Genomic DNA, 23,806 nt, shown 5'->3' on the forward strand with positions numbered 1-23,806 from the left:
TTTATTATATAGGATTCAGCTCTGAAAAACTACAAAAACCCCGCCTATATCTAAGATATAAGCGAGGTTTCTATATAAGAGTTTAGATAACCATTAAGAGGTTATATTATTTTTTCAAAGCGCTTGTAATACGTTGAGTATCGCGAGCGATCATGATTTCTTCGTTTGTAGGGATTACGAAGATTTTTACTTTAGAACCTTCAGCACTGATTTCTTGTTCTTTACCGCGAATATTATTGCGTTCAGGGTCAATACGTGTGCCAAGGTATTCCAAGCCATTACAGATAGCATCGCGGTTACCGATACCATTTTCGCCGATACCAGCTGTGAAGATGATAGCATCAACACCGCCCATAACAGCAGCGAACGCACCGATTACACGACGAACTTTGTAGTGGAACATGTTAAGAGCCAATTGAGCGCGTTTATTACCATTAGAAGCAGCTTCTTCGATTACGCGGAAGTCATTGGACACACCGGAAATACCCAATACACCGGATTCTTTATTCATAACACGGTCAACTTCTTCATAAGACATGCCTGTTTTATCCATCAAGAATGGAACGATAGCAGGGTCGATATCACCAGTACGAGTACCCATGATCAAACCAGACAATGGAGTGAAGCCCATTGTAGTATCGATGGAACGACCACCTTTGATAGCGGATACGGAAGAACCATTACCCAAGTGACATGTAATGATGCGAAGATCAGACATATGTTTACCCATCAATTCTGCGCAACGTTGTGCTACATATTTGTGGGATGTACCATGGAAACCATAACGACGAATGCCGTACTCTTCATAGTAGGAGTAAGGAAGCGCATACATGTAAGCTTCTTTAGGCATTGTTTGGTGGAATGCAGTATCGAATACAGCAACTTGTGGTACATTTGGCATGATAGCTTGGCAAGCTTCGATACCTTGGATATTTGGTGGGTTATGCAATGGAGCAAGGGATGAACATTCTTCCAAAGCTTCCATTACTGCAGGTGTAATCAATACGGAATCAGCGAATTTTTCACCACCATGTACTACACGGTGACCTACTGCATCGATTTCATCCATAGATTTGATAACACCAAATTCAGGATCAACTAAGATGTCGAGCAAGATGCGTAATGCTTCTTTGTGATTCAAAATTGGTTCAACGCGTTCTAATTTGTCTGCGTTTGGACGTTTATGAGTGAAGATAGCGTCTTGATCACCGATCTTTTCAAATAAACCTTTCGCCAATTCAGTTTCGTTTGTCATATCAAGTAATTGATATTTCAAGGAAGAACTACCGCAGTTAACTACTAATACGTTCATTGATTAACCCTCTTTCTTTTGCGTAACGTAAATCTTATCTTTAATTTGTTTGCTGATATCAGCGCCTATTTGATCATCCGTAGGATATCTATAGGTTATATTCCACAATACGCCCTTATCCATAAAGACATATTGAGAGAAACTAGTTTTAATTTTGTTAACGTAAAAATCACCGGTAATGAGCTGTGCTTGCACCCCATTTAAATCGATAGATTCCACATTAACAGTAGCACCCAATTTTGCATATTCAGATTTCTTTTGATCCACAAACTGTGCAACCGTTGGCAACGCTTTATTCGGTGCCGGTTGACGGGCCTCTACAGAAATCAACATATGTTGGCTTAGGCTACCATACGCATCCATAGGATATCCATCAACACTCGTCGTTTCTGATGTTTTCCCCATTTCATATGGCAAGGCTACAGTCACTTCCGATTGACCGGAACGAATGACTTGATTACCAAAGCTATATATATCCATCACATTATCAGAACCACATCCGGCTAAAGCCAATAAGGATGTACCTAACACGATGGTCTGTAACGCTCGTTTCCACTGTACTTTCATCAAATCACCTCACGTCAAATCAGAATTCACAGATAATTATACCATTACACCGCCTCCCATTCTAGTACTTTCACAAGAAATTCTATAATTCCTAACAAGAAGGCCAAAAATTCCATACATTACACATGCCACCCATTATATAAATTCTTTAATTTATTATATAATAATAGAAAATAAACCTATGAAAGGAACTACGATGAAATCAATCGGTATTATTTGTGAATACAATCCGTTTCACAACGGCCATGCGCATCAATTACATACATTACGTACTACCTATCCTGATGCATTGCGTATCGCCATAATGAGCGGTTCCTTTGTACAGCGGGGCGAGCCTGCGTATTTTAGCAAATTCGACCGTGCTCGATGGGCTATTCATGGTGGTGCCGACGTCGTTATCGAATTACCTACGGTCTATTCTCTAGGCAGTGCAGAACTATTTTGTACCGGTGCGGTGCGACTTATGAAAGCGATACACATTCATAGCATTTCCTTTGGCTCTGAGCTTGATGATAATGCCATATTGCACACAGCCGCCGAATTTATAAATACGCCGCAAGGGCAAGATGCCATTCAACACCATATAAAAACCGGTATTTCTTATGGTACGGCATTACGCCAAGTGATTGCTAAGTATGTACCAAATGGAGAACTCATTGACAATGCGCCAAACTCATTACTAGGCCTTGAATATATTCGCGCTGCCCAGCGATATTTTACTAATCTTATGGTCATTCCCATTACTAGACAATCATCACATCATAGTCCTACCCTGTCTCAAGGCCAAGATTTTCCTTCTGGAACCGCATTACGTAAGGCACTCGTAGAAGGCACAACCATCGATGCCTATGTACCACATACTATCATAGATGATATGCACAAAATCATAGCACATGATGTCTATGTGGACTACGAAAGATACAATGATATTCTGCATGGCCTCAATCGCTTACTTTCAGCTGCAGAATTAGAAACATATGGAGATTTTACGGAAGGCATTGAGCATCGTTGGCACAAGGCTATGCAGCAAGTAAGCTGGACGCACGCACTGGAAGAGATAAAGACAAAACGCTATACCTATGCAAGACTACGTCGCATGGCAGCCTATACTGCGCTACAAATCACTAAGCCAATATTACAAGAAGCTCATATACTAGGTCCTCAATACGCGCGATTATTAGCATTTAATCAGCGCGGTCGCACGTGGTTAAAGCACAATACACCGAGCATTCCGCTTATTCAAAAATGGGCTAAAGCATCAACCATAGTTTCCGATTTTGGTCGCCGAATGATGGAAATCGATACGAAGGCTACTGATCTACAGGCTTATAGTTTTAAAGCCCCTAGGGCGCGCACTGGGCACGAAGATTTTCGCTATTCTCCACAATATATTGAAATATAGTTTATGACAATATAGCCTTATCATGTTATTCCCCTACCAAAAAGACTCGACCATGTACGTCGAGTCTTTTCATATGTCGATTTGTTATATCTACCTATTATTGTTCGATAGTTACGCCATCAGATCCATCTAATTCTTGAACCTGTACGCGTACCTTTTCCAAATGAGACGTAGGGATATTTTTCCCCACATAATCAGCGCGTATAGGCAATTCTCGATGGCCTCGATCTACCAATACTGCTAGTTGAATAGATTTAGGACGACCAGATGTCATCAATGCATTTAAAGCAGCACGAATGGTACGACCTGTATACAAAACATCATCTACTAAGATAATGGTTTTTTCTGTAGTATCAATTGAGCAAGGATTCCCTTCCTTAGGTCGCGTATCCCGATCATCGCGATACATGGCCACATTTAAAGGTTCACACTCAATACGAAGGCCTTCAATAGCTTCAATTTCACTTTGCAATCGTTTAGCTAGCATAACGCCACGTCGTTCAATACCAACAATAACTGCATTTGAAAGCCCCTTATTACGTTCTAATATTTCATGACTAATACGTCTAATGGCACGTCTAATGGCGTCTCCATCCATTAAAATACGTTTTGTTTCCATAGTCTTATCCCTTATCTACGTTCTCTATATTCCTTTGCGAAGGCGATACAATTTTGAAAGTCCTCCGGTACAGGTGCTTCAAAATGCATAGGTTCACCTGTAATTGGATGCACCACATCCAATGTATGAGAATGAAGTGCTTGTCCCTCTATAGGGAAGTCCATGCGGCGATATCCATAAAAAGGATCGTTAACAACTGGATGTCCAATATGAGCAAAGTGAACGCGAATTTGATGAGTGCGTCCCGTCTCTAACACACATTCCACTAATGTATGATATCCATAACGTTCTAACACTTTAAAATGAGTCACTGCTTCCTTGCTGTTTTCAAACACTACAGCCATTTTCATACGGTCTTTAGGATGTCTACCGATAGGAGCCTTAATAATCCCCTTTTCCTCCACGATATTGCCTTGAACGAGAGCTAAATATGTTCGTTTAGCACTGTGTGCTTTCACCTGTTCAGCTAAACCAATATGAGCTGCATCATTTTTAGCAGCCATCATGACACCAGATGTATCCTTATCTAAACGATGTACGATGCCAGGGCGAATTTCACCATTAATACCAGATAAGTCCTTACAATGGTAAAGCAAAGCATTCACTAGCGTTCCTGAGTAATTACCAATTGCTGGATGTACAACCATGCCACGAGGCTTGTTGACGATAATAATATCATGATCTTCATAAAGATATTCAACAGGAATATCCTCTGGTAAAATTTCTACCGATTCTGGTTCTGGAATATCTACAGAAATAGTGCTATCTGCATTAAGGCGTAAGTTAGCCTTACTAACCTTGCCGTTTACCAAAACATGACCAGATTTAATAAGACTCTGGATATAACTACGAGAACCTTCCATCACATCCGTCAGAAATACATCAAGACGCTTTCCCTCTTGTTCCAAAGATACTTTATATTCGTTCATCTATTTCTCCTCATGTTCAGATGTTAGTAAATAATATATGACACATACAACGCCTACACATATACCAATATCCGCAATATTAAAAATAGGCCAAATTCTAAAATCAAAAAAGTCCACTACCCCATGTAGTACATATCGATCTATGCCATTACCTATGGCTCCCGCAATCAACAATGCCGTTCCTACTCGTAATGAAAGTGGACCATTATTAACACGTTTACGATAGAAGCCATATACGATAATTAATACGAAAGCAACGGCTAAAAAGAACCACCGCTGATTCGTCAACATGCCAAAGGCTGCACCGCGATTAATAATATACGTAAGATGGAATACATTGTGAATAACCGGTAGTGATTCACCAAGAGCAAAATGGTTCATCACATAATATTTAGAAGCTTGATCCAATACAAGCCAAATGATTGCAATAAAATAAAACAAGTTATACTCCCTTTTAATAATATATATCTTAATAGTCCTATTATACTAAGTTACATGATTTTAGGCAAAATAAAAAGCCCCTCAATGAGGGGCGTATTTTATTTGTGATTACTCAGCGGAAATTACAGATACTGGGCAAACGGATTCGCAAGAACCGCAGTCGATGCAAGTATCGTTGATTTCGTATTTAGTTTCGCCTTCAGAAATAGCAGCAACTGGGCAAACAGATGCGCAAGAACCACATTTAATGCAACCATCAGCAATAACTCTCATGATAAACCTCCATAGGAACATTATAAAAGAAAACTTATTATTATCATTTAAAAAGGCACTTGCCTTAACTTCTGTTCTCATTATCACACAATAATAATTGAAAGTCAAACGAAAATGATAAAGTTTTGTATATTATTTTGCATAATAATTGTTCCTTTTTATCATATAAAGTCTATGTTTATCATAATTTTGATATTTCTTTTCATTTATATATTTAAATATATCTTTCAATAATTGAGAATGCACAAATTATCATTTTTATCAAAATACGTACTATTATACTAGGAATTCAATTATCAATATTTATTATCATAAAAACTATTTTTTTATTACAACAGATTTAACGCTTATCTATATTTTAATCTAACATATAAACTTCACTCTAAAAAAGGCCGAATCATACGATTCGACCTCATTTATATTTATAAAGTAAAGTAATATCTTTACTATTATTCACTATATAACAATAATACTATTTTTTTCTTATAGCACTTAGAAAGATGTTAAGAATGTTAGTGTACCTAAAATAACGCCTGCAAGGTTTGGTACGATTAAAATATAATCACGTTTAGGTGATTTTGTCCAACCATATAATACCCAGATCAAACAGGATACTGCTGCAAATAATGGTTGCCATGGTTGACTAGGTTGACCATGAAGATTAGCAATTATTTGTGGGATATAGGCTAAAAATACAAATACACCAATAAATGCACCAATAGAACCAACTAACATGTTAAATCTTTCTTTTGTCATAGATAACCTCCATATTCAACATTACATTATTATATCTTACACAATATACTATATCATATTTTTTTCGATGTAGTCAATTGTGTAAAATTAATCATGCAAATTAGTTTAATTCATATTGCTTTTGATTACACTTATATGTAATCTATATTAAAATCATATAGGCTAAAATCATAAAAAACGAGGCCGAATCTTACGATTCGACCTCGTGTGTGCTTGTATAGTAGAGTAACCTATTCCCTATTATTTACCAGGGAAGAATGGCCATACCATTGGGATAATAATTAAGCTTACTACGAAGCAAACTAAAATCAATGGAACGCCGGCTTTTACATAATCAGTAAATTTGTATTGACCAGGGCCAAGTACTAATGTATTTGGAGGTGTACCTACAGGTGTACCGAATGCACAAGATGCAGCAACACCGATAGCCATCAATACGGCATGAGGGTCAGCATGCATACCTTGAGCAATGGAGATACCGATAGGAGCCAACAATGCACAAGATGCTGTGTTAGACATAAATTGAGTCATAACACAAGACAAAATAAACAATACTGCTGTTGCAAAGTAAGGGCTAGGGTCAGAACCCATAATACCGATAACTGCATTAGCAATCATTTTACCTGCACCAGATTGATCTAGTGCAGTTGCCACTGGCATCATACCTGCAAATAAGAAGATTGTAACCCAGTCAATGGATGTATAAGCTTGTTTTTCGTTCAAGCAACCAGTCAATACGCAAAGCATTGCGCCAATAACGGCAACCATGCTCAATGGTAAGTTAATACCATAGCCTTTTAGGAAGTCACCTAAAATCATAGCGATGATTACGCCTAAAAGAATAAGACCAGAATATAATTGTTTCTTAGGATCGTTAGAAATATCTTCAGCAGCTACTTCTTGTTCAACGTCGCCAGCATCTTGAATTTCATGTTTAGGAAGCAAATGCTTACCAATTAACATCATGAAAATAATAGTAGCGATAGTCAAAGGAATACCGATCCAAGCAAATTCGAAGAACCCAAATGGTTGTTCACCAAATTTAGTCAATGTACCACTTACAATGATGTTTGGTGGTGTACCAACCATTGTAATGATACCACCAATACCAGCAGCAAATGCTAAAGGCATCAATTGACGAGAAGCAGGAATCTTCGCAACAGCACAGATACCTACAACTACTGGAAGTAATGCAGCTGTTGTACCAGTGTTAGATAAAAATGCAGACATAGTTGCAGTAACAACCATGATGGCAAGCATCAAACCATTTTCACTAGTGCCTGCATGGGAAACTACGGTTTCACCAATCTTTTGAGCTAAACCTGTGTAGAATAACGCAGCACCAACAACGAACATGCCGGCGAACAACACAACTGTACTATCAGATAAACCAGAGAATACAACCTTAGGAGTAATAATCCCCATAAGGCCAAGGGCAATTGCACCGCCTAAAGAAGTGATAGCTAAAGGAATAATTTCCGTAACGAATAAAACAGCCATGACTGCAAGGACGATTAAGGTTTGTTCTGCAGCACCCATACATCATCATCTCCCTTCAGAGAAATGCACTGATTGTAGTTATATGAGGTATAAAACATAGCCTACGATACTAATAGCACAAGCCATTAAAAATGTAACCCCATATCCCTCTATAGTTTTGGGATAACCAAAAAGTAATGCTTCTCCTAGAAATCCTCGGCGATTAAACCAAGAATATTTAGTTCTTCTTTGGAACCATTGTGATTTGCGTTCAACACCAATAATCAGTGCAGTAACTAAAAAAACAATAAATGCCCATACGAAACAAATCAGTATTTTTAATTCAATTGATAACAAGATGACCACCTCTACTATTTTGAAAGCACTAGAAGGTTATTTAGTGAAATTCTTGCTCATCACATAATGACCGATCTGACAAAGCATTTATTGCTAATATACCCCTTTTCTGCATGTTTACATACGATACAGGGGATTTTTTATTCACCAATAGGTGTACCTAAAATGGCACACCTTGGTGAATAATTATTAAACTATTAGTGGCTGGACAACATAGCAAGCATTGTACCTGCTGCTACTGCTGTACCGATTACACCAGCTACGTTAGGACCCATGGCATGCATGAGCAAGAAGTTTGCTGGGTTAGCTTTAGCACCTACTACTTGGGATACACGAGCTGCCATAGGAACTGCGGATACACCAGCAGAACCAATAAGTGGATTTGTTTTACCACCATCAACTAAGCTCATTAATTTACCAAATAATACGCCACCAGCTGTACCACCGATGAATGCAATCAAACCTAAGCAGATGATAAGGAGAGTTTGCAAACTTAAGAAGTGTTCCGCACTCATTGTTAAACCAGTACCAGTTGCTAAGAAGATAGTAACAGTATTGATCAACGCATTTTGAGATGTATCGGACAAACGTTCAGTTACACCAGATTCACGGAACAAGTTACCTAACATCAACATACCTAAAAGGGATGTAATGGAAGGAAGCAATAAAGAAATGAAGATTGTTGCAACGATTGGGAATACGATTTTTTCAAAACGTGTAACTTCACGCAATTGTTCCATTACAATTTCACGTTCTTTTTGCGTAGTGAATAATTTCATTACAGGTGGTTGAATCAACGGTACCAAGGACATATAAGAATATGCGGCAACCGCGATAGCACCTAATAAATGAGGAGCTAGTTTAGTAGCTAAGTAGATAGATGTAGGACCGTCTGCACCACCGATGATGCCGATAGCTGCAGCTTCTTGAGCTGTAAAGCCGAGCATCATAGCGCCACCTAACGCAACGAATACGCCGATTTGTGCAGCAGCACCTAACAACAATGTTTTAGGGTTAGCAATAAGCGGACCAAAGTCAGTCATTGCACCTACACCAAGGAAAATTAGAGGTGGGAAGATTTCTTGAGAGATACCAGCACTAATAAGCGCCATAACGCCTTCTTCGAAGCCGTTACGAGGGATATTAGCAAGTACACAACCAAACGCAATCGGACCCAACAATAATGGTTCAAACTCTCTAGCAAATGCTAAATACAATAGGATCAAACCTACAAGAATCATAATAGCATTGTATGTTGTAAATGCGAGGAACCCGCTATCATTTATAACAGATTGAATCGCAACAGCAAAAGCCTCCATATGCGTTCCCCTTTCACAAATATTAAATTGTTATATGACGCGGCGCAGCCGCGCCATAAGACAACACTTGGTATTAGCCAAGAACAACCATATCATCGCCAGTGGATACAGTTTGGTTAGCAGCTACGCGAACTTCTGCAACTACAGCATCATGAGGAGCTGCGATTTCGTTTTGCATTTTCATAGCTTCAAGAATCAACAAAGTTTCGCCTTTTTTAACTGCTTGACCAGCGGATACTGCTACAGATAGGATTTTACCAGGCATTGGAGCTTTTACAGTTTCAGCACCTGCTGGAACTGGAGCTGCTGCTGCAGCTGGAGCTGGTGCTGGTGCAGGAGCTGCTTTAGGAGCTGCTGCTGGAGCTGCTTTAGGAGCTGCTGCAGGAGCTGCAGCTTTTACTTCATTAACTTCTACATCATATGCTGTGCCATTTACTGTAACGTTGAATTTTTTCATCTTAAATTCCTCCAAAATGTGTATATCTACACAATACTTAAATTTCATTTACACATATAGTTCTGATAATCCTATCGATTACCTAAAAACGTTAATCTTATCGATTACCGCGTAAGCGACCTTCCATTTTCCAATTGTAGCTTACGATTGGACGGATATGCGCGATTTGATCAGCGGAATAACCCATTGCCGCTAATGCGCCAACGATAACTGCAACAACATCTTGAGATGGTGCCTTACCGTTAGCTTTTGTAGCATTGCTCATGACAAATGCCTCCTAAAAAAATATTAATTTCTACCGCTTAAACGACCTTCCAAGCGCCATTTAGCACTAGTTGCTGTAGGTCGAATAGATGCAATTTGTTCAGATGAGTACCCCATCGCCACAATGGCACCCACGATAGCTGCTACTACTTCATCCTCATTTTGAGCAGATGCACTTGGTGTAGCCACTGGAGTAGCTGCAGGAGCTGCAACAGGAGCACTTGCCGGTGCCTCTTTTTTCTTTTTCGTAGGGTCAATCAAATGAACGATTGTCATCAAAACGCCTAAAAGAATCAACACAACAAATACAACTGTCATATTAATGGCCATGATTAACCAGGGATTGGTAGTAACTGCTTGTCCTTCCATAATCATTCCCCTTTCTAAAAAATAAATAAAGAAAGGTATCTCCCAAATTCGATGATATGATTACCGAATCGAATTATAATGGAATATTACCATGTTTCTTTGGAGCACGGTTTTCACGTTTACTTGCAAGCATAGCCAACGCATTGATAACAGCTGGACGAGTTTGTTTTGGTTCGATTACAACATCAACGAAGCCACGTTCTGCAGCTTTGTAAGGAGTTGCGAATTCTTCTACGTACTTAGCTGTTTTAGCGTCTTTATCTTCATCTTTTTTGAAGATGATGTTAGCTGCACCAGCAGGACCCATTACAGCGATTTCGGATGTAGGCCAAGCGTATACTTGATCAGCGCCCAAATCTTGGGAACACATAGCGAGGTAAGAACCACCGTATGCTTTACGAGTGATAACAGTAATTTTTGGTACTGTTGCTTCAGAGTAAGCATACAACATTTTAGCACCATGACGAATGATACCGCCCCATTCTTGATTTGTGCCAGGCAAGAAACCAGGAACGTCAACGAAGTTAACGATTGGAATATTGAAAGCATCACAGAAACGGATAAAACGGGAAGATTTATCAGATGCGTTGATGTCCAAGCAACCAGCCATTACTTTAGGTTGGTTAGCAATGATACCAACAGATTGACCATCAAAACGTGCGAAGCATGTAATGATGTTTGTAGCATAGAATGGTTGTACTTCATAGTATTCGCCATTATCTACAGTAGCTGCGATAACATCTTTCATGTCGTAAGGCATGTTGCTGTTATCAGGTAACAAGCTGTTTAAGCCTTCATCTTCACGAGTTGGGTCATCACCTGTATCTACCAATGGAGCATCTTCCATGTTGTTAGAAGGTAAGAAACCTAACAAGTAGCGGATTTGAGCGATGCAATCATCTTCATTTTCAGCTGCGAAGTGAGCAACACCAGACACAGAGTTGTGAGCCATTGCGCCACCAAGATCTTCAGCTGTTACTTCTTCACCAGTTACAGATTTAATAACTGCAGGACCAGTGATGAACATTTGAGATGTGTTTTTAACCATGTAGATGAAGTCAGTCAATGCTGGAGAATATACAGCACCGCCTGCACATGGTCCCATGATTACGGAAATTTGTGGAATAACGCCAGATGCATTTGTATTTTCAAAGAAAATTTTACCGTAACCAGCAAGAGCATCTACAGCTTCTTGAATACGAGCCCCGCCGGAATCATTGATACCAACGATAGGAGCACCCATTTTCATTGCTAAACGTTGTACTTTAACGATTTTAGCAGCGTGCATTTCACCAAGAGAACCACCTTCTACAGTGAAGTCTTGTGCGAATGCATATACCAAACGACCATCGATAGTACCATAACCAGTTACTACACCTTCGCCTGGTAATTCTTTTTTGTCTTGACCGAAGTTAACACAACGATGTTTAACGAATTGATCAAGTTCAACAAAAGAGTTGTCATCGAATAATTTAGCCAAACGTTCACGAGCAGTCATTTTACCTTGAGAATGTTGTTTCTCAACGCGTTTTTCACCGCCACCAGCTTTAACTTTTGCTAGTTTTTCGTGCAACAACTCAATTTTTTCTTGCACTGTTTGCATGTCAGCACCTCCATAAAAACTTGTTACAATAATATTTTATTTCATTCGTTGACAAAGTTCAAGTAATACGCCACCTGTAGCTTTAGGATGAACGAATGCAATAGAGGAACCGCCAGCACCATAACGAGGTTTTTCGTCAATCATACGAATACCTTTCGCCATAAGATCAGCAATAGCATTTTCAATATTATCTACACGCAAAGCAACGTGTTGGATACCATCACGACCGCCATTTTTTTCGATGAATTTACCGATAGGGCCGTCTGGAGTAGTAGTTTCCAAGAATTCTAATTCAGCATCGCCGCATGGGAAGAAGGATACTTTTACTTTTTGTTCTTCTACTACTTCATCTTCAGGAAGATGTTGAATTCCCAAAGCATTTTTGTAAAATTCTTTAGTTGCTGCTAAATCATTAACACCAATACCGATGTGATCCACTTGTAATACTTTAAAAGCCATTTCGATTATCTCCTTTATAAGGCTAAATCTCTAATGCTATGTAGTCGCCGTCTACTTTAGCACGTTTGTCATTACGCCGTTAACAACTGTGTATGGATCGCTTTCGCGTTCATTAACAGCTGCCACTTGGCTATTAAATTCGTCGCTTGTAATGATTTTATCAGCTACATAACGACCAATTTGTTCATTAATCATTGCGATGATTTCATCGCGAGTACGTTCTGCCCGACGAGATTCCAATTCACCGGAATCTTCAAGATACTCAAAATGTTCATCTAAGGCTTCGATAAGTTCATCTACGCCTTGGTCTTTACTAGCAATTGTGCGCTTAATTGGTGGGCGCCATTTTACTTCACGAGAATCTAGGTCAAGCATCATTTCAATTTCAACATTCAAACGATCGCAACCATCTCGGTCAGCTTTATTGATAGCAAATACATCGCCGATTTCAAGAATACCCGCTTTAATAGCTTGGATATCATCACCGAGACCAGGAACAAGAACAACCAATGTAGTATCTGCATTTTTTACGATATCTACTTCAGATTGACCTACGCCTACTGTTTCAATGATAATCAAGTCCATGCCAAAGGCATCCATTAATTTTACAACGTCTGCAGTCTTTTTGGATAAACCACCTAGACTACCACGCGTCCCCATGCTTCGAATGAATACATTTTCATTTAATGTCAAATCATTCATTCTAATACGGTCCCCCAAGATAGCACCACCAGAGAATGGGCTTGTTGGGTCGATGGCAACGATGCCGATTTTTTTACCTTGATCTAGATAATGTTTAACAACCTTATCTGTCAAAGTACTTTTACCAGCACCAGGGGCACCAGTTATACCGAGAATACGTGCATTACCCGTTTTAGGGTAAATTGCCTTCATAATATCGATGGCATTTTCATACTCGTTTTCTACAGCAGTGATGGACCGTGCTAAGGCTAGTCTTGAGCCTTCAAAGAGGCCTTTAACTAAATCCATTCGCCTCACCACCTATCTTAGAATATGGGAATAGAGGGGAGCCAACCATTCCAGTTGAGCCCCTCTCTTGCCCAGTTAATTATTTTACGTTTTCCTTGATGAAGTCTACGATATCACCAGTTGGAGTACCAGGTGTGAATACAGCTGCTACGCCAGCTTTTTTCAAGCCAGGAATATCAGCATCAGGAATAACGCCACCGCCGATTACTAATACATCGCCCATGCCTTTTTCTTTCAAAAGTTCAACAATTTTAGGGAACAATGTGTTGTGAGCGCCGGAAAGAAGGGATAATGCAACTACATTAACGTCTTCAGAAAGTGCTGCTTCTACGATTTGTTCTGGAGTTTGACGAAGACCTGTGTAGATTACTTCGAAACCAGCATCGCGAAGTGCGCGTGCTACAACTTTTGCACCACGGTCATGACCATCAAGACCTGGTTTTGCTACGATTACTCTAATACGTTTTTCTGCCATGATAATTACCTCCGAAATTAGCCGATATTATAATGTGGAATGAGCTTGGTATTCACCGAATACTTCGCGCAATACATTACAAATTTCACCCAAAGTAGCATATGTTTTAACTGCTGCAAGAATTAATGGCATCAAGTTAACGTTTTCGTCAGCTGCGCCAGCTTTCAAATCAGCTAAAGCTTTGTCAACTGCTGCTTGATCGCGGTTAGCGCGAACTGCTTGAGTTTTCTTAGATTGGTTTACACCTACGGAAGCGTCTACGCGAAGCAAGTCTTTTGGAGCTTCTTCTTCAACTTGGAATTTGTTTACGCCAACGATTGTGCGCAAGCCAGATTCAACTTCCATTTGCCATTTGTAAGCGGATTCTTGGATTTCTTTTTGGATGTAGCCTTTTTCGATTGCTACTACAGCGCCGCCCATTTCATCAATTTTCTTGATGTAAGCCATAGCTTCGTCATAGATAGCGTTAGTCATAGCTTCTACATAGTAGGAACCGCCCAATGGGTCAACTACGTCTGCTAAACCAGATTCGTAAGCCACGATTTGTTGTGTACGAAGAGCTACTTGTACAGATGCTTCTGTAGGAAGAGCCAATGCTTCGTCACGGGAGTTTGTATGTAAGGATTGAGTACCGCCCATTACAGCAGCTGCAGTTTGAAGAGCAACACGAACGATGTTGTTATCAACTTGTTGTGCAGTCAACATGGAACCAGCTGTTTGAGTATGTACACGAAGCATCATGGATTTTGGTTTTTTAGCACCAAAACGTTCTTTCATGATAGTTGCCCATAAACGACGGGATGCGCGGAATTTAGCAACTTCTTCAAGTACATTGTTATGAGCATTCCAGAAGAAGGAAAGACGACCAGCGAATGTATCAACATCAAGACCAGCTTTCAAAGCTGCTTCTACATATGCGATACCATCAGCAATTGTAAATGCGATTTCTTGTGCTGCTGTGGAACCTGCTTCACGGATATGGTAACCGGAAATGGAAATTGTATTCCATTTTGGAACGTATTGAGAGCAATATTCAAAGATATTAGTGATCAAACGCATGGATGGTTTTGGAGGGAAAATGTAAGTACCACGAGCTGCGTATTCTTTCAAAATATCATTTTGAATTGTACCTTTCAATTCTGTGGAAGGTACGCCTTGTTTTTCAGCTACTGCGATATACATTGCCAACAAAACGGATGCTGGAGCGTTGATTGTCATGGAAGTGGATACTTTGCCAAGGTCGATGCCGTTGAACAAGATTTCCATATCTGCCAAGGAGTCAATCGCTACACCTACTTTACCAACTTCGCCTTCAGCCATAACGTCATCAGAGTCATAGCCGATTTGTGTAGGTAAGTCGAATGCACAGGAAAGACCAGTTGCACCGGATTCGATAAGGTAACGGTAACGTTTGTTAGATTCTTCAGCTGTCGCGAAACCAGCATACATACGCATAGTCCAGAAACGACCACGGTACATTGTAGGTTGTACGCCACGAGTATATGGATATTCACCAGGCATACCCAAATCACGTTCATAATCAAAGCCTTCAATATCAACTGGTGTATACACGCGGTTGTATTTCAAGTTTTGACGTTCTGGAGTTTTTACACACTTTTCGTCACAAAGTTTATTGTACTCAGCAATTTGGGCTTTAAGGTTTTCGTAAGCCATGTTTTCATCATCCTCCTAAAAAAACAGGTTATTTTTTCATGCTTCCAGTTTCTGTGAAGCGTTTATGCCAAGAAAGAGCTTCGTCGAGCAACATTGGTGTATGGGCATTCTTAGTTGCAGCGAGTGCTTTTTCGAGGTATTCAGTTAACATTGGTTTGTAGTCTGGGTGAGCACATTTTTCAATGATCAAACGAGCTCTTTCCACTGGGCTCAAACCACGGCAGTCAGCAACACCTTGTTCTGTACAGAAAATCATAGTGTCATGTTCTGGGTGATCCACATGAGATACATATGGAACGATAGAACTGATGTCGCCACCTTTTGCAACGGAATTAGTACAGAAAATAGTGAGATATGCACTACGTGCAAAGTCACCAGATCCGCCAATACCGTTCATCATTTTGCTACCCATAATATGAGTAGAGTTTACATTGCCAAAAATATCAAATTCGATAGCGGTATTCATGGCAATGACACCAATACGGCGAGCAATACCAGGGTTGTTAGAAATTTCTTGTGGACGAAGAATAATCTTTTTACGATATTCATCGATGTTATTATAGAAACGTTTCAACCCATCTGGAGAAGGACTTAATGCAGTACCGGAACATACAGTTACTTTACCTGCATCGATTAAGTCAAACATACCATCTTGGATTACTTCTGTATAAATGGACAAATCTTTGAATGGGCCTTGAGCCAATCCGCTGATTACTGCATTTGCTACAGAACCTACGCCAGATTGCAATGGAAGCAAGTTTTCAGGTAAACGACCTTCACCGATTTCTTGTTCAAAGAATTTGATAAGGTGTTGACTCATTGCTTTTGCATCATCATCGATAGGTGCCAAAGGTCTTGTAGTATCAGGAACATCACAAGGAACTACTGCAATGATTTTGTCTGGGTCACAAGGAATTGCATCAGTACCAATACGATCACCAGCATGTTCCAATGGAATTGGTTTGCGATATGGTGGATCAAGTGGTTCGTAGATATCATGCATACCAACCAAAGATAATGGTTGAGATACGTTTACTTCTACGATAACTTTTTTAGCTTGGCTAACAAATGTTGGAGAGTTACCAACAGATGTTGTAGGTACTAAAGAGCCATCTTCATTGATTTGACAAACTTCTACGATAGCTACATCTAAATCACCAAAGAAACCATAGCGTACATTTTGCGCCATTGTACTTAAGTGCATATCAATGTATTTAATGTCGCCGCTATTTAAAGCTTTGCGTGTATCCCCATTTGTTTGATAAGGGAAACGACGGTTAATACCATGTGCACGTGTTAATGCACCGTCGGCTTCATCACCTACGGAAGCACCTGTCCATAAATCAATTTTGAATGGTTCTTTTTCCATTCGTTCAGCCAAAGCCAATGGTACAGCTTTTGCATAACCAGATGGAGTAAAGCCGGAAATACCAACTTTATCATTGTGGTTAATCATTTGAGCTGCTTCATAAGCTGTGACAATTTTGCCTTGGAGGGCCGCATTTTTAACGCGATCTTTGATGTCTATCATCGTACCATCTCCTTAAAATCACCTTGTTAAACGACAGTTGATCAATCTCTTGGTCTAAACCGTTCCTTAAACCAACTTCATCGTATGCTTTTACAATCGCATTGTCAACTTATATGCATAAAATGTATTTTTTGTCACATATTTATGGGTCATTATGACTAAAAGTCATGGATTTTCCATTTTTAGGATAAATTAAATTCACATCGTTATAACTCTCAGGAATTATAGATATATTTTTATAATTTCATATATATAGTTAAAAAAGAGTGAATCGAAGAATTTCTATACAATATATAGATTCTCTTCAATTCACTCTTATTCTAATTCTTATTATACATAACACAACAATTTCGATTTTTTTCGATGCGTTTTAATTATGATTGATTTTAGTCTGATTTTGTTGAACTTTCACAAAAGCACCTACCCATCCTAGCAATAACCAGAATGTAATCGTTACTTGGTGACTATATAATTCAAAATCAGACAAACCGCTCACAAGAACACCAACTGCTAAAGCACCGACACCGATGGAGGCAGCCTTACGGAACACATCACCTTTTAGACGTATAGAGGTAACCACATGACCTATTAATACAGTTATAAAGGAGATAAGTCCTGGTATGCCTATTTCAGCCAACATATTAAGGTATAAATTATGAGCGTGATACATCAATACATTAGGACCTTGAATATAATAATTATATTCTGGATATACTAAGTAAAATGTATTCCACCCAATCCCCCACACAGGATTTTCACGAACAATGTACATCGTGCTATCCCACAAGGCCCATCGTAAATCAGCCGATGTATCATGACCTTGGAATATAGACCAAAGACGAGTAGCAATTTCTCCATCATAAAAATATAGAATAATGGGGATTGCTAACAAGGATAATAATAAACGGCGTTCTACAAAAATTCCCCAGTAAATAATCATGGCACCAAAACTGATCCATATGCCACGTGAATACGTTAATAGCATGGTAACAAAAAGTATTAATGCTATGGGAATCATCATGTAGATTTGTTTCTTATATTCCTCCGATAAGATTTTATCGGATAAGCCCTTCCAGTAAACCAATAAATAGCTAATACTAACGCTTAGAATCATCAATAAGTAAGCGCCCAACAGATTGGGATTCGTCAATGTTGACGACATGCGTCGCATCAATTTTGGAAATTGGATGGCATCAACCCATTCTTTTATATGATGATTAGGAATAAAAATATATTCATAAGCACCTATACAACAAACGAGAATCGCCGTTCCCAATGTACATTGAAGAAAATAACGCCACTGTTTTGGCGTACTAATATAGGTACGTACTAAATAATAGATACCGCCACCGGCCACAATCTGATAAAACCAACTTGTCAAAGCCCATTGCGCATTATCGGAAAGGGCAGCTGATACGCCCGTCCAAAGGACAAAAAACATAACCGTCCACGATAGCCATCCCGTAGGCAAGCTAAGACTATGACTTCGTATTAAATCGACAATGGCAAGCCCAACGGCCAACCACAAGAGCACATCCCCTACCATCGGTTGTAGTGGCATGGCAATAGCCACACCATAAATAAGTCGTTCAATATAAAACTTCAACTTTGTTTCCGTTGGAAATAATGAGTGATCCATAATGATTACCTAGTGGCTCATACGGTTTTGTAACCAGCCGCGAGCTTCGCCAAGAATATATAATGATCCACACACAACAATGATGTCTCCATCTTGTGTCGATTGTAATGCTAAATCAAGAGCACTGCTCACAGAATCTTCTGTCTGTGCCACTACCCCTTTCACACATTGCCGAACGGTTTCTACCAATTTCTCTGGCACCTCTGTACGTGGTGTTGGTGCAGCCACTGCAATGACTGTATCTTTTGGTTTTACAACTTCGTGAATAATCCCCATTTCATCCTTATCTGACAAAATAGCCATCACCATTGTTTTTGGCGTATCTCCAAATAATTCATGGTAAGTCATACCGAAAGATTCTGCACCTGCTGCATTGTGGGCACCATCAAATATGAATGTCCGATCCAAAGCTTTTTTAATCTCAAAACGACCAGCCCAAGTGGCACGGGCAAAACCTTCGCGCATTGTTTCTTCGCTAATAGCATCATCATGTTCCATAACTAGGCGTACAGCTTGTAATGCACAAGCCAAATTGACAGATTGATGAATCCCAGCCATCGTTGTAAATAACATAGCAGGCGGTGCGCCAATAGCACTGACCGTAATCAATTGCCCACCAGGCACTACACTACGGCTATCGATACCAAACTTTTTGTTAAACACATATAATGGTGCATGTTTTTCTTCAGCTGTCTCTTCAATGACCTTTAATGGTCCTTCTTGAGCCGCCGTTACAACAGGAACACCTTCTTTTATAATGCCCGCCTTATGCTTGGCAATCTCTTCAACCGTATTGCCACAATACGCTTGATGATCAAGGGTAACATTAGTAATAACGGAAACCACTGGTGTCACAACATTCGTTGAATCCAGTAATCCACCCAAGCCAGCCTCTACAACAGCATAGTCTACACCTTGTTCTTTAAAGAATAGGAATGCTGCGGCCGTTAGAATTTCAAATTGCGTAGGTGGCTCTACCCCATCAGCAATAATCTTATCTACGCCTTGTCGAACACAATCGATCAAATTGCCAAAAGCGTCTTTGCTAATTTGAACATCATTAATTTCTATACGCTCCGTATAAGATTCAAGGTGAGGCGATGTAAATCGCCCCACCCGTAATCCACTGGTAAATAGAGCATACGAAATATAGGTTGTTACAGAACCTTTGCCATTTGTACCCGTAACATGAATGATTTTATAATCTCGTTCAGGATTCCCCAACGCTTGCAATAATGCACGAATACGTTCTAACCCCGGTTTTATACCGAAGGATGAGGTATCTTCTAAATACGTTAAGGCTTCTTCGTATGTCATATAAACCTCCTATAAGGTTTTTAAGAATTCTTCACGTTCTAACAACGCTTGTTGCTTTTGTTTATATTCTTCTAGTTTTTCTTTTTCTTTTGCTACAACTGCTTCTGGTGCTTTTGCAAGGAAACCTTGATTGCTCAATTTACCTTCTAAGCGTGCAATTTCTTTTTGCATTTGACCTTTTTCTTTTTCGATACGTTCTTTTTCTTTATCTGCATCGATAAGATCCTTCAAGAGAAGATATACTTCCATACCATTTACAACAGTTACGGTTGCATTTTCAGGTTTTGGATCATCAGCACCTAGAATAGTTACCTTTTCAGCCCATGCAAGTGTTACGAAATAATCGCTATGCTCTGCAACGGCCTCAGCAATAGACGCATCAGTCGGTGCTACAATAACTTCGGCTTTTTTGCCCAAAGGTACATTCATTTCGGCGCGCATGTTACGGATACCTTTAATAGCATCCATCATGATTTCCATTTGACGTGCAGCCTCTGTAAGATTTGTGAAAGCTAACGCTTCTGGCCATTTAGCAATCACAATGCTTTCACCTTCATGAGGCAAGTGTTGCCAAATATGTTCTGTAACGAATGGCATAAATGGATGCAACAATTCAAGCATATGACGCAAGATTGTTACAAGCAAATATTGTACAGTACGACGATCGCGTTCATTAGCATCGCTATACAAACGAGGTTTTGCAAGTTCAATGTACCAGTCGCAATAGGTATTCCAAATGAAATCATATACGGAGCTAGCCGCTTCACCAAGCTCAAATTTATCAAGATTTGCAGTAATACTTGCTACAGTTTCATTGTATTTTTCGACAATCCATTTGTCAGCCAATGTTAAATCAGCCTCAGTAGGAACGAAACTTTCATCATAATTCGTCAAATTCATGAGAACGAATTTAGAAGCATTCCAAATTTTATTAGCGAAGTTGCGGTTTGCTTCTACACGTTCCATGTAGAAACGCATATCATTGCCCGGTGTATTACCTGTTACAAGTGTAAAGCGCAATGCATCAGCACCATATTCGCCGATTACATCTAATGGATTGATACCATTGCCTAAGGATTTACTCATCTTGCGGCCTTGGCTATCGCGTACAAGACCATGAATAAATACATGTTTGAATGGAATTTCATGTTCAAACTCAAGAGCCATGAAAATCATACGAGCAACCCAGAAGAAGATAATATCATAACCAGTTACGAGTACACTTGTTGGATACCATTGTTTAAGCTCTGCTGTATCTTTAGGCCAACCCATGGTAGCAAATGGCCATAAACCAGAACTAAACCATGTATCGAGCACATCTGGATCTTGTGTTACATGTCCATGACAATGAGGGCATTCTGTAATGTCTTCACGGCTAACAATCGTTTCACCACAGTCATCACAATACCACGCTGGAATACGATGACCCCACCATAATTGACGAGAAATCGTCCAGTCGCGGATGTTTTCGAGCCAATTTACATATGTTTTAGTAAAACGTTCAGGAACGAATTGAACGTCACCATCTTTTACAACCTTCAATGCTGGCTCTGCAAGAGGTTTCATATCTACGAACCATTGTTTAGAAACCATTGGTTCAATAATCGTTTTACAACGAGAACAATGGCCAACCGCATGGTCATGATCTTCGATTTTTTCTAGCAATCCTAATTCATCAAGCTCAGCTACCACTTGTTTACGCGCTTCTTCGCGTGTCATGCCGTTAAATTTACCAGCACCTTCGTTCATTGTCGCATCATTGTTCATAACAACGATGGATTCTAAGTTGTGACGTTGCCCCATTTCAAAGTCGTTAGGGTCATGGGCTGGTGTAATTTTTACACAACCTGTACCAAAGCTTGCATCTACATAGTCATCAGCAATAACAGGAATTTCACGATTAACAAATGGCAAAATTAATGTTTTACCAATTAAATCTTTATAACGGTCGTCTTCAGGATTTACTGCTACCGCTACGTCGCCGAACATTGTTTCAGGACGTGTTGTCGCAACGATAACAAAGCGACCTTCTTCACCTTTTACAGGGTATTTAATATGCCATAAATGACCGTGTTCATCTTCGTGTTCTACCTCTACATCAGACAACGCTGTTGCACAACGAGGGCACCAGTTGATGATACGTTCGCCGCGATAGATCAAACCTTTTTCATAAAGGCTTACAAATACTTCACGCACTGCATGATAGTATCCTTCATCCAATGTAAAACGTTCACGGCTCCAGTCACAGGATGCACCTAAGCTGCGAATTTGTTTAACAATGGTATCGCCGTATTCTTTCTTCCATTCCCAAACGCGTTCTACGAATTTTTCACGACCTAAATCATAGCGAGATTTGCCCTCTTCTTTAGCGAGCATTTCTTCTACCTTGATTTGTGTAGCAATACCAGCATGATCTGTACCAGGCATCCATAATACATTGTAACCTTGCATACGTTTAAAACGAATCAAGATATCTTGTAATGTATTATCTAGTGCATGCCCCATATGCAACATACCTGTTACATTTGGAGGTGGCAATACAATGCTAAATGGTTCCTTGTCAGTGTCTACTTCTTCGTGAAAGTAACCTTGGTTTTCCCAATAGGAATACCATTTACTTTCGATTTCACCAGGATTGTAGGTGGTTAAATTTTCGTAGGTTTTCATCGTTCCTCCTGAAAGTAAGTACTTATCGTTTCATCACTTTAGCTAACACAAAGAGGCTAGTTTCATATAATAATATCATCGGCAATGCAATCATGGTTTGTGAGAACATATCCGGTGTAGGTGAAATTACTGCACCTATAATAAAGGAAAGCAAAATAAATATTTTGCGTTTCTTCTTTAAGAATTGGGATGTAATTAAATTAAAATATCCCATAATGATAATGACCAATGGCAGTTCGAATATAAAGCCGAACGGTAGTACAAAGGCCAATACAAAGTCCATATATTGACCAATGGAAAACATCGGTTGCAATTCATCGGTGGCAAAGCCCATAAAGAACTTAACCGCAGCAGGCAACACTAAGATATAGGAAAAGAAAATACCTGTTACAAACAACAAAAAGGCTACTGGTAAAATCCAGTTTGATAGATGTTTCTCGCGAACTGTCAATGCTGGTTTCACAAAGAGCCATATTTGATGCAGTATGATAGGCGATGCCAAAATTATGCCGCCTACGATGGATACCTTCATATACGTAAAGAAGGCTTCTGTAGGTCGCATGTAATATAACTTGCCTGCAGGGGCCAATAAAATATCTAATAATACGTCTACATAATAATAGGCAATGCCTGTTCCTATGATAATAGCAACAACCATAATTATAATACGTCTACGAAGCTCTGATAGATGACCTACCAACGATAAGTTGGCAGCTTCGTCCATCATCTTTTGTTCCATCTCCGTATATAACGGCTCGGGAGCACCCTCTTCCTGTTCAGTATTTACCACAGCATATTGCTCTTGTTCTGCTTTTTGTGCTTGTTTCCGACGCTTTTGTCGAACTACGCTATCAAATGAAGGTTTCTTTATGGGATATTCGAAATCTTTAGGTTCGAAGGCCTCCAT

24 protein-coding genes are annotated in these 23,806 nt (G+C 39.6%); 1 reads left to right on the top strand and 23 read right to left on the bottom strand.

Annotated elements, in window-relative coordinates; all coding sequences use genetic code 11:
• Positions 1 to 106: 106 nt before the first annotated feature.
• Both HMPREF1477_RS03270 and HMPREF1477_RS03275 read right to left on the bottom strand, forming a co-directional pair.
• A complete protein-coding gene (locus HMPREF1477_RS03270; RefSeq protein ID WP_005377317.1) occupies positions 107 to 1,312 on the bottom strand; it encodes an acetate/propionate family kinase in 1,206 nt (401 codons plus the stop codon).
• A 3-nt stretch (positions 1,313 to 1,315) separates the two neighbouring features.
• Positions 1,316 to 1,879, bottom strand: a complete 564-nt coding sequence (locus HMPREF1477_RS03275; protein ID WP_009661597.1) for a hypothetical protein — start codon at positions 1,877 to 1,879, stop codon at positions 1,316 to 1,318.
• A gap of 196 nt (positions 1,880 to 2,075) precedes the next feature.
• Here HMPREF1477_RS03275 and HMPREF1477_RS03280 point away from each other — a divergent pair, with 196 nt between their 5' ends.
• A complete protein-coding gene (locus HMPREF1477_RS03280; RefSeq protein WP_016475808.1) occupies positions 2,076 to 3,281 on the top strand; it encodes a nucleotidyltransferase family protein in 1,206 nt (401 codons plus the stop codon).
• A gap of 97 nt (positions 3,282 to 3,378) precedes the next feature.
• On the opposite strand, the gene pyrR is transcribed toward HMPREF1477_RS03280, so the two are convergent.
• The 21 genes from pyrR to tatC form a co-directional block, all read right to left on the bottom strand.
• On the bottom strand, positions 3,379 to 3,900 hold the full coding sequence (gene pyrR, locus HMPREF1477_RS03285; RefSeq protein ID WP_016475809.1) for a bifunctional pyr operon transcriptional regulator/uracil phosphoribosyltransferase PyrR: 522 nt from the start codon (positions 3,898 to 3,900) through the stop codon (positions 3,379 to 3,381).
• A gap of 11 nt (positions 3,901 to 3,911) precedes the next feature.
• Positions 3,912 to 4,829, bottom strand: coding sequence for an RluA family pseudouridine synthase (locus HMPREF1477_RS03290; protein ID WP_016475810.1), 918 nt, complete (start codon positions 4,827 to 4,829; stop codon positions 3,912 to 3,914).
• Complete coding sequence (gene lspA, locus HMPREF1477_RS03295; RefSeq protein WP_071529971.1) at positions 4,830 to 5,288, bottom strand: signal peptidase II; 459 nt, start codon at positions 5,286 to 5,288, stop codon at positions 4,830 to 4,832. It abuts the gene before it with no gap.
• A 90-nt stretch (positions 5,289 to 5,378) separates the two neighbouring features.
• The gene (locus tag HMPREF1477_RS03300) at positions 5,379 to 5,543 is read right to left on the bottom strand and encodes a DUF362 domain-containing protein (protein WP_005377422.1); all 165 of its coding nucleotides are present in this window, start codon (positions 5,541 to 5,543) and stop codon (positions 5,379 to 5,381) included.
• A gap of 492 nt (positions 5,544 to 6,035) precedes the next feature.
• Positions 6,036 to 6,299, bottom strand: a complete 264-nt coding sequence (locus HMPREF1477_RS03305; protein WP_004696474.1) for a SemiSWEET family transporter — start codon at positions 6,297 to 6,299, stop codon at positions 6,036 to 6,038.
• Between the two features lie 240 nt (positions 6,300 to 6,539).
• Complete coding sequence (locus HMPREF1477_RS03310; RefSeq protein ID WP_016475811.1) at positions 6,540 to 7,838, bottom strand: SLC13 family permease; 1,299 nt, start codon at positions 7,836 to 7,838, stop codon at positions 6,540 to 6,542.
• Positions 7,839 to 7,877: 39 nt separating this feature from the next.
• On the bottom strand, positions 7,878 to 8,135 hold the full coding sequence (locus tag HMPREF1477_RS03315) for a hypothetical protein (protein ID WP_016475812.1): 258 nt from the start codon (positions 8,133 to 8,135) through the stop codon (positions 7,878 to 7,880).
• 197 nt (positions 8,136 to 8,332) lie between these two features.
• Positions 8,333 to 9,454, bottom strand: a complete 1,122-nt coding sequence (locus HMPREF1477_RS03320) for a sodium ion-translocating decarboxylase subunit beta (protein WP_005382576.1) — start codon at positions 9,452 to 9,454, stop codon at positions 8,333 to 8,335.
• Between the two features lie 73 nt (positions 9,455 to 9,527).
• Positions 9,528 to 9,911 (bottom strand): biotin/lipoyl-containing protein, encoded by a 384-nt coding sequence (locus HMPREF1477_RS03325; protein ID WP_005377346.1) that lies wholly within the window; start codon positions 9,909 to 9,911, stop codon positions 9,528 to 9,530.
• A gap of 97 nt (positions 9,912 to 10,008) precedes the next feature.
• The gene (locus HMPREF1477_RS09715; protein ID WP_005377348.1) at positions 10,009 to 10,176 is read right to left on the bottom strand and encodes a hypothetical protein; all 168 of its coding nucleotides are present in this window, start codon (positions 10,174 to 10,176) and stop codon (positions 10,009 to 10,011) included.
• A 23-nt stretch (positions 10,177 to 10,199) separates the two neighbouring features.
• Positions 10,200 to 10,544 (bottom strand): OadG family protein, encoded by a 345-nt coding sequence (locus HMPREF1477_RS03330; RefSeq protein ID WP_016475813.1) that lies wholly within the window; start codon positions 10,542 to 10,544, stop codon positions 10,200 to 10,202.
• 73 nt (positions 10,545 to 10,617) lie between these two features.
• Positions 10,618 to 12,147 (bottom strand): carboxyl transferase domain-containing protein, encoded by a 1,530-nt coding sequence (locus HMPREF1477_RS03335; protein ID WP_005377385.1) that lies wholly within the window; start codon positions 12,145 to 12,147, stop codon positions 10,618 to 10,620.
• 36 nt (positions 12,148 to 12,183) lie between these two features.
• Positions 12,184 to 12,606: a methylmalonyl-CoA epimerase gene (gene mce / locus HMPREF1477_RS03340; protein ID WP_005377395.1), complete on the bottom strand. Its 423-nt coding sequence runs from the start codon at positions 12,604 to 12,606 to the stop codon at positions 12,184 to 12,186.
• A 51-nt stretch (positions 12,607 to 12,657) separates the two neighbouring features.
• Positions 12,658 to 13,596, bottom strand: coding sequence for a methylmalonyl Co-A mutase-associated GTPase MeaB (meaB, locus tag HMPREF1477_RS03345; RefSeq protein ID WP_005377389.1), 939 nt, complete (start codon positions 13,594 to 13,596; stop codon positions 12,658 to 12,660).
• Between the two features lie 79 nt (positions 13,597 to 13,675).
• Positions 13,676 to 14,071: a cobalamin B12-binding domain-containing protein gene (locus HMPREF1477_RS03350; RefSeq protein ID WP_005380683.1), complete on the bottom strand. Its 396-nt coding sequence runs from the start codon at positions 14,069 to 14,071 to the stop codon at positions 13,676 to 13,678.
• Between the two features lie 27 nt (positions 14,072 to 14,098).
• Positions 14,099 to 15,745: a methylmalonyl-CoA mutase gene (locus HMPREF1477_RS03355; protein WP_005380642.1), complete on the bottom strand. Its 1,647-nt coding sequence runs from the start codon at positions 15,743 to 15,745 to the stop codon at positions 14,099 to 14,101.
• Between the two features lie 28 nt (positions 15,746 to 15,773).
• A complete protein-coding gene (locus HMPREF1477_RS03360; protein WP_016475814.1) occupies positions 15,774 to 17,276 on the bottom strand; it encodes an acetyl-CoA hydrolase/transferase family protein in 1,503 nt (500 codons plus the stop codon).
• A 370-nt stretch (positions 17,277 to 17,646) separates the two neighbouring features.
• The gene (locus HMPREF1477_RS03365) at positions 17,647 to 18,915 is read right to left on the bottom strand and encodes an O-antigen ligase (protein ID WP_016475815.1); all 1,269 of its coding nucleotides are present in this window, start codon (positions 18,913 to 18,915) and stop codon (positions 17,647 to 17,649) included.
• Between the two features lie 9 nt (positions 18,916 to 18,924).
• Entirely contained in the window at positions 18,925 to 20,232 is a 1,308-nt protein-coding gene (locus tag HMPREF1477_RS03370; protein WP_016475816.1) for a folylpolyglutamate synthase/dihydrofolate synthase family protein, read from the bottom strand.
• 9 nt (positions 20,233 to 20,241) lie between these two features.
• Entirely contained in the window at positions 20,242 to 22,899 is a 2,658-nt protein-coding gene (locus HMPREF1477_RS03375; RefSeq protein ID WP_016475817.1) for a valine--tRNA ligase, read from the bottom strand.
• 22 nt (positions 22,900 to 22,921) lie between these two features.
• Positions 22,922 to 23,806: a twin-arginine translocase subunit TatC gene (gene tatC, locus HMPREF1477_RS03380; protein WP_016475818.1), complete on the bottom strand. Its 885-nt coding sequence runs from the start codon at positions 23,804 to 23,806 to the stop codon at positions 22,922 to 22,924.

Source organism: Veillonella sp. HPA0037 (genome assembly GCF_000411535.1).
Taxonomy (GTDB): Bacteria; Bacillota; Negativicutes; order Veillonellales; family Veillonellaceae; genus Veillonella; species Veillonella atypica.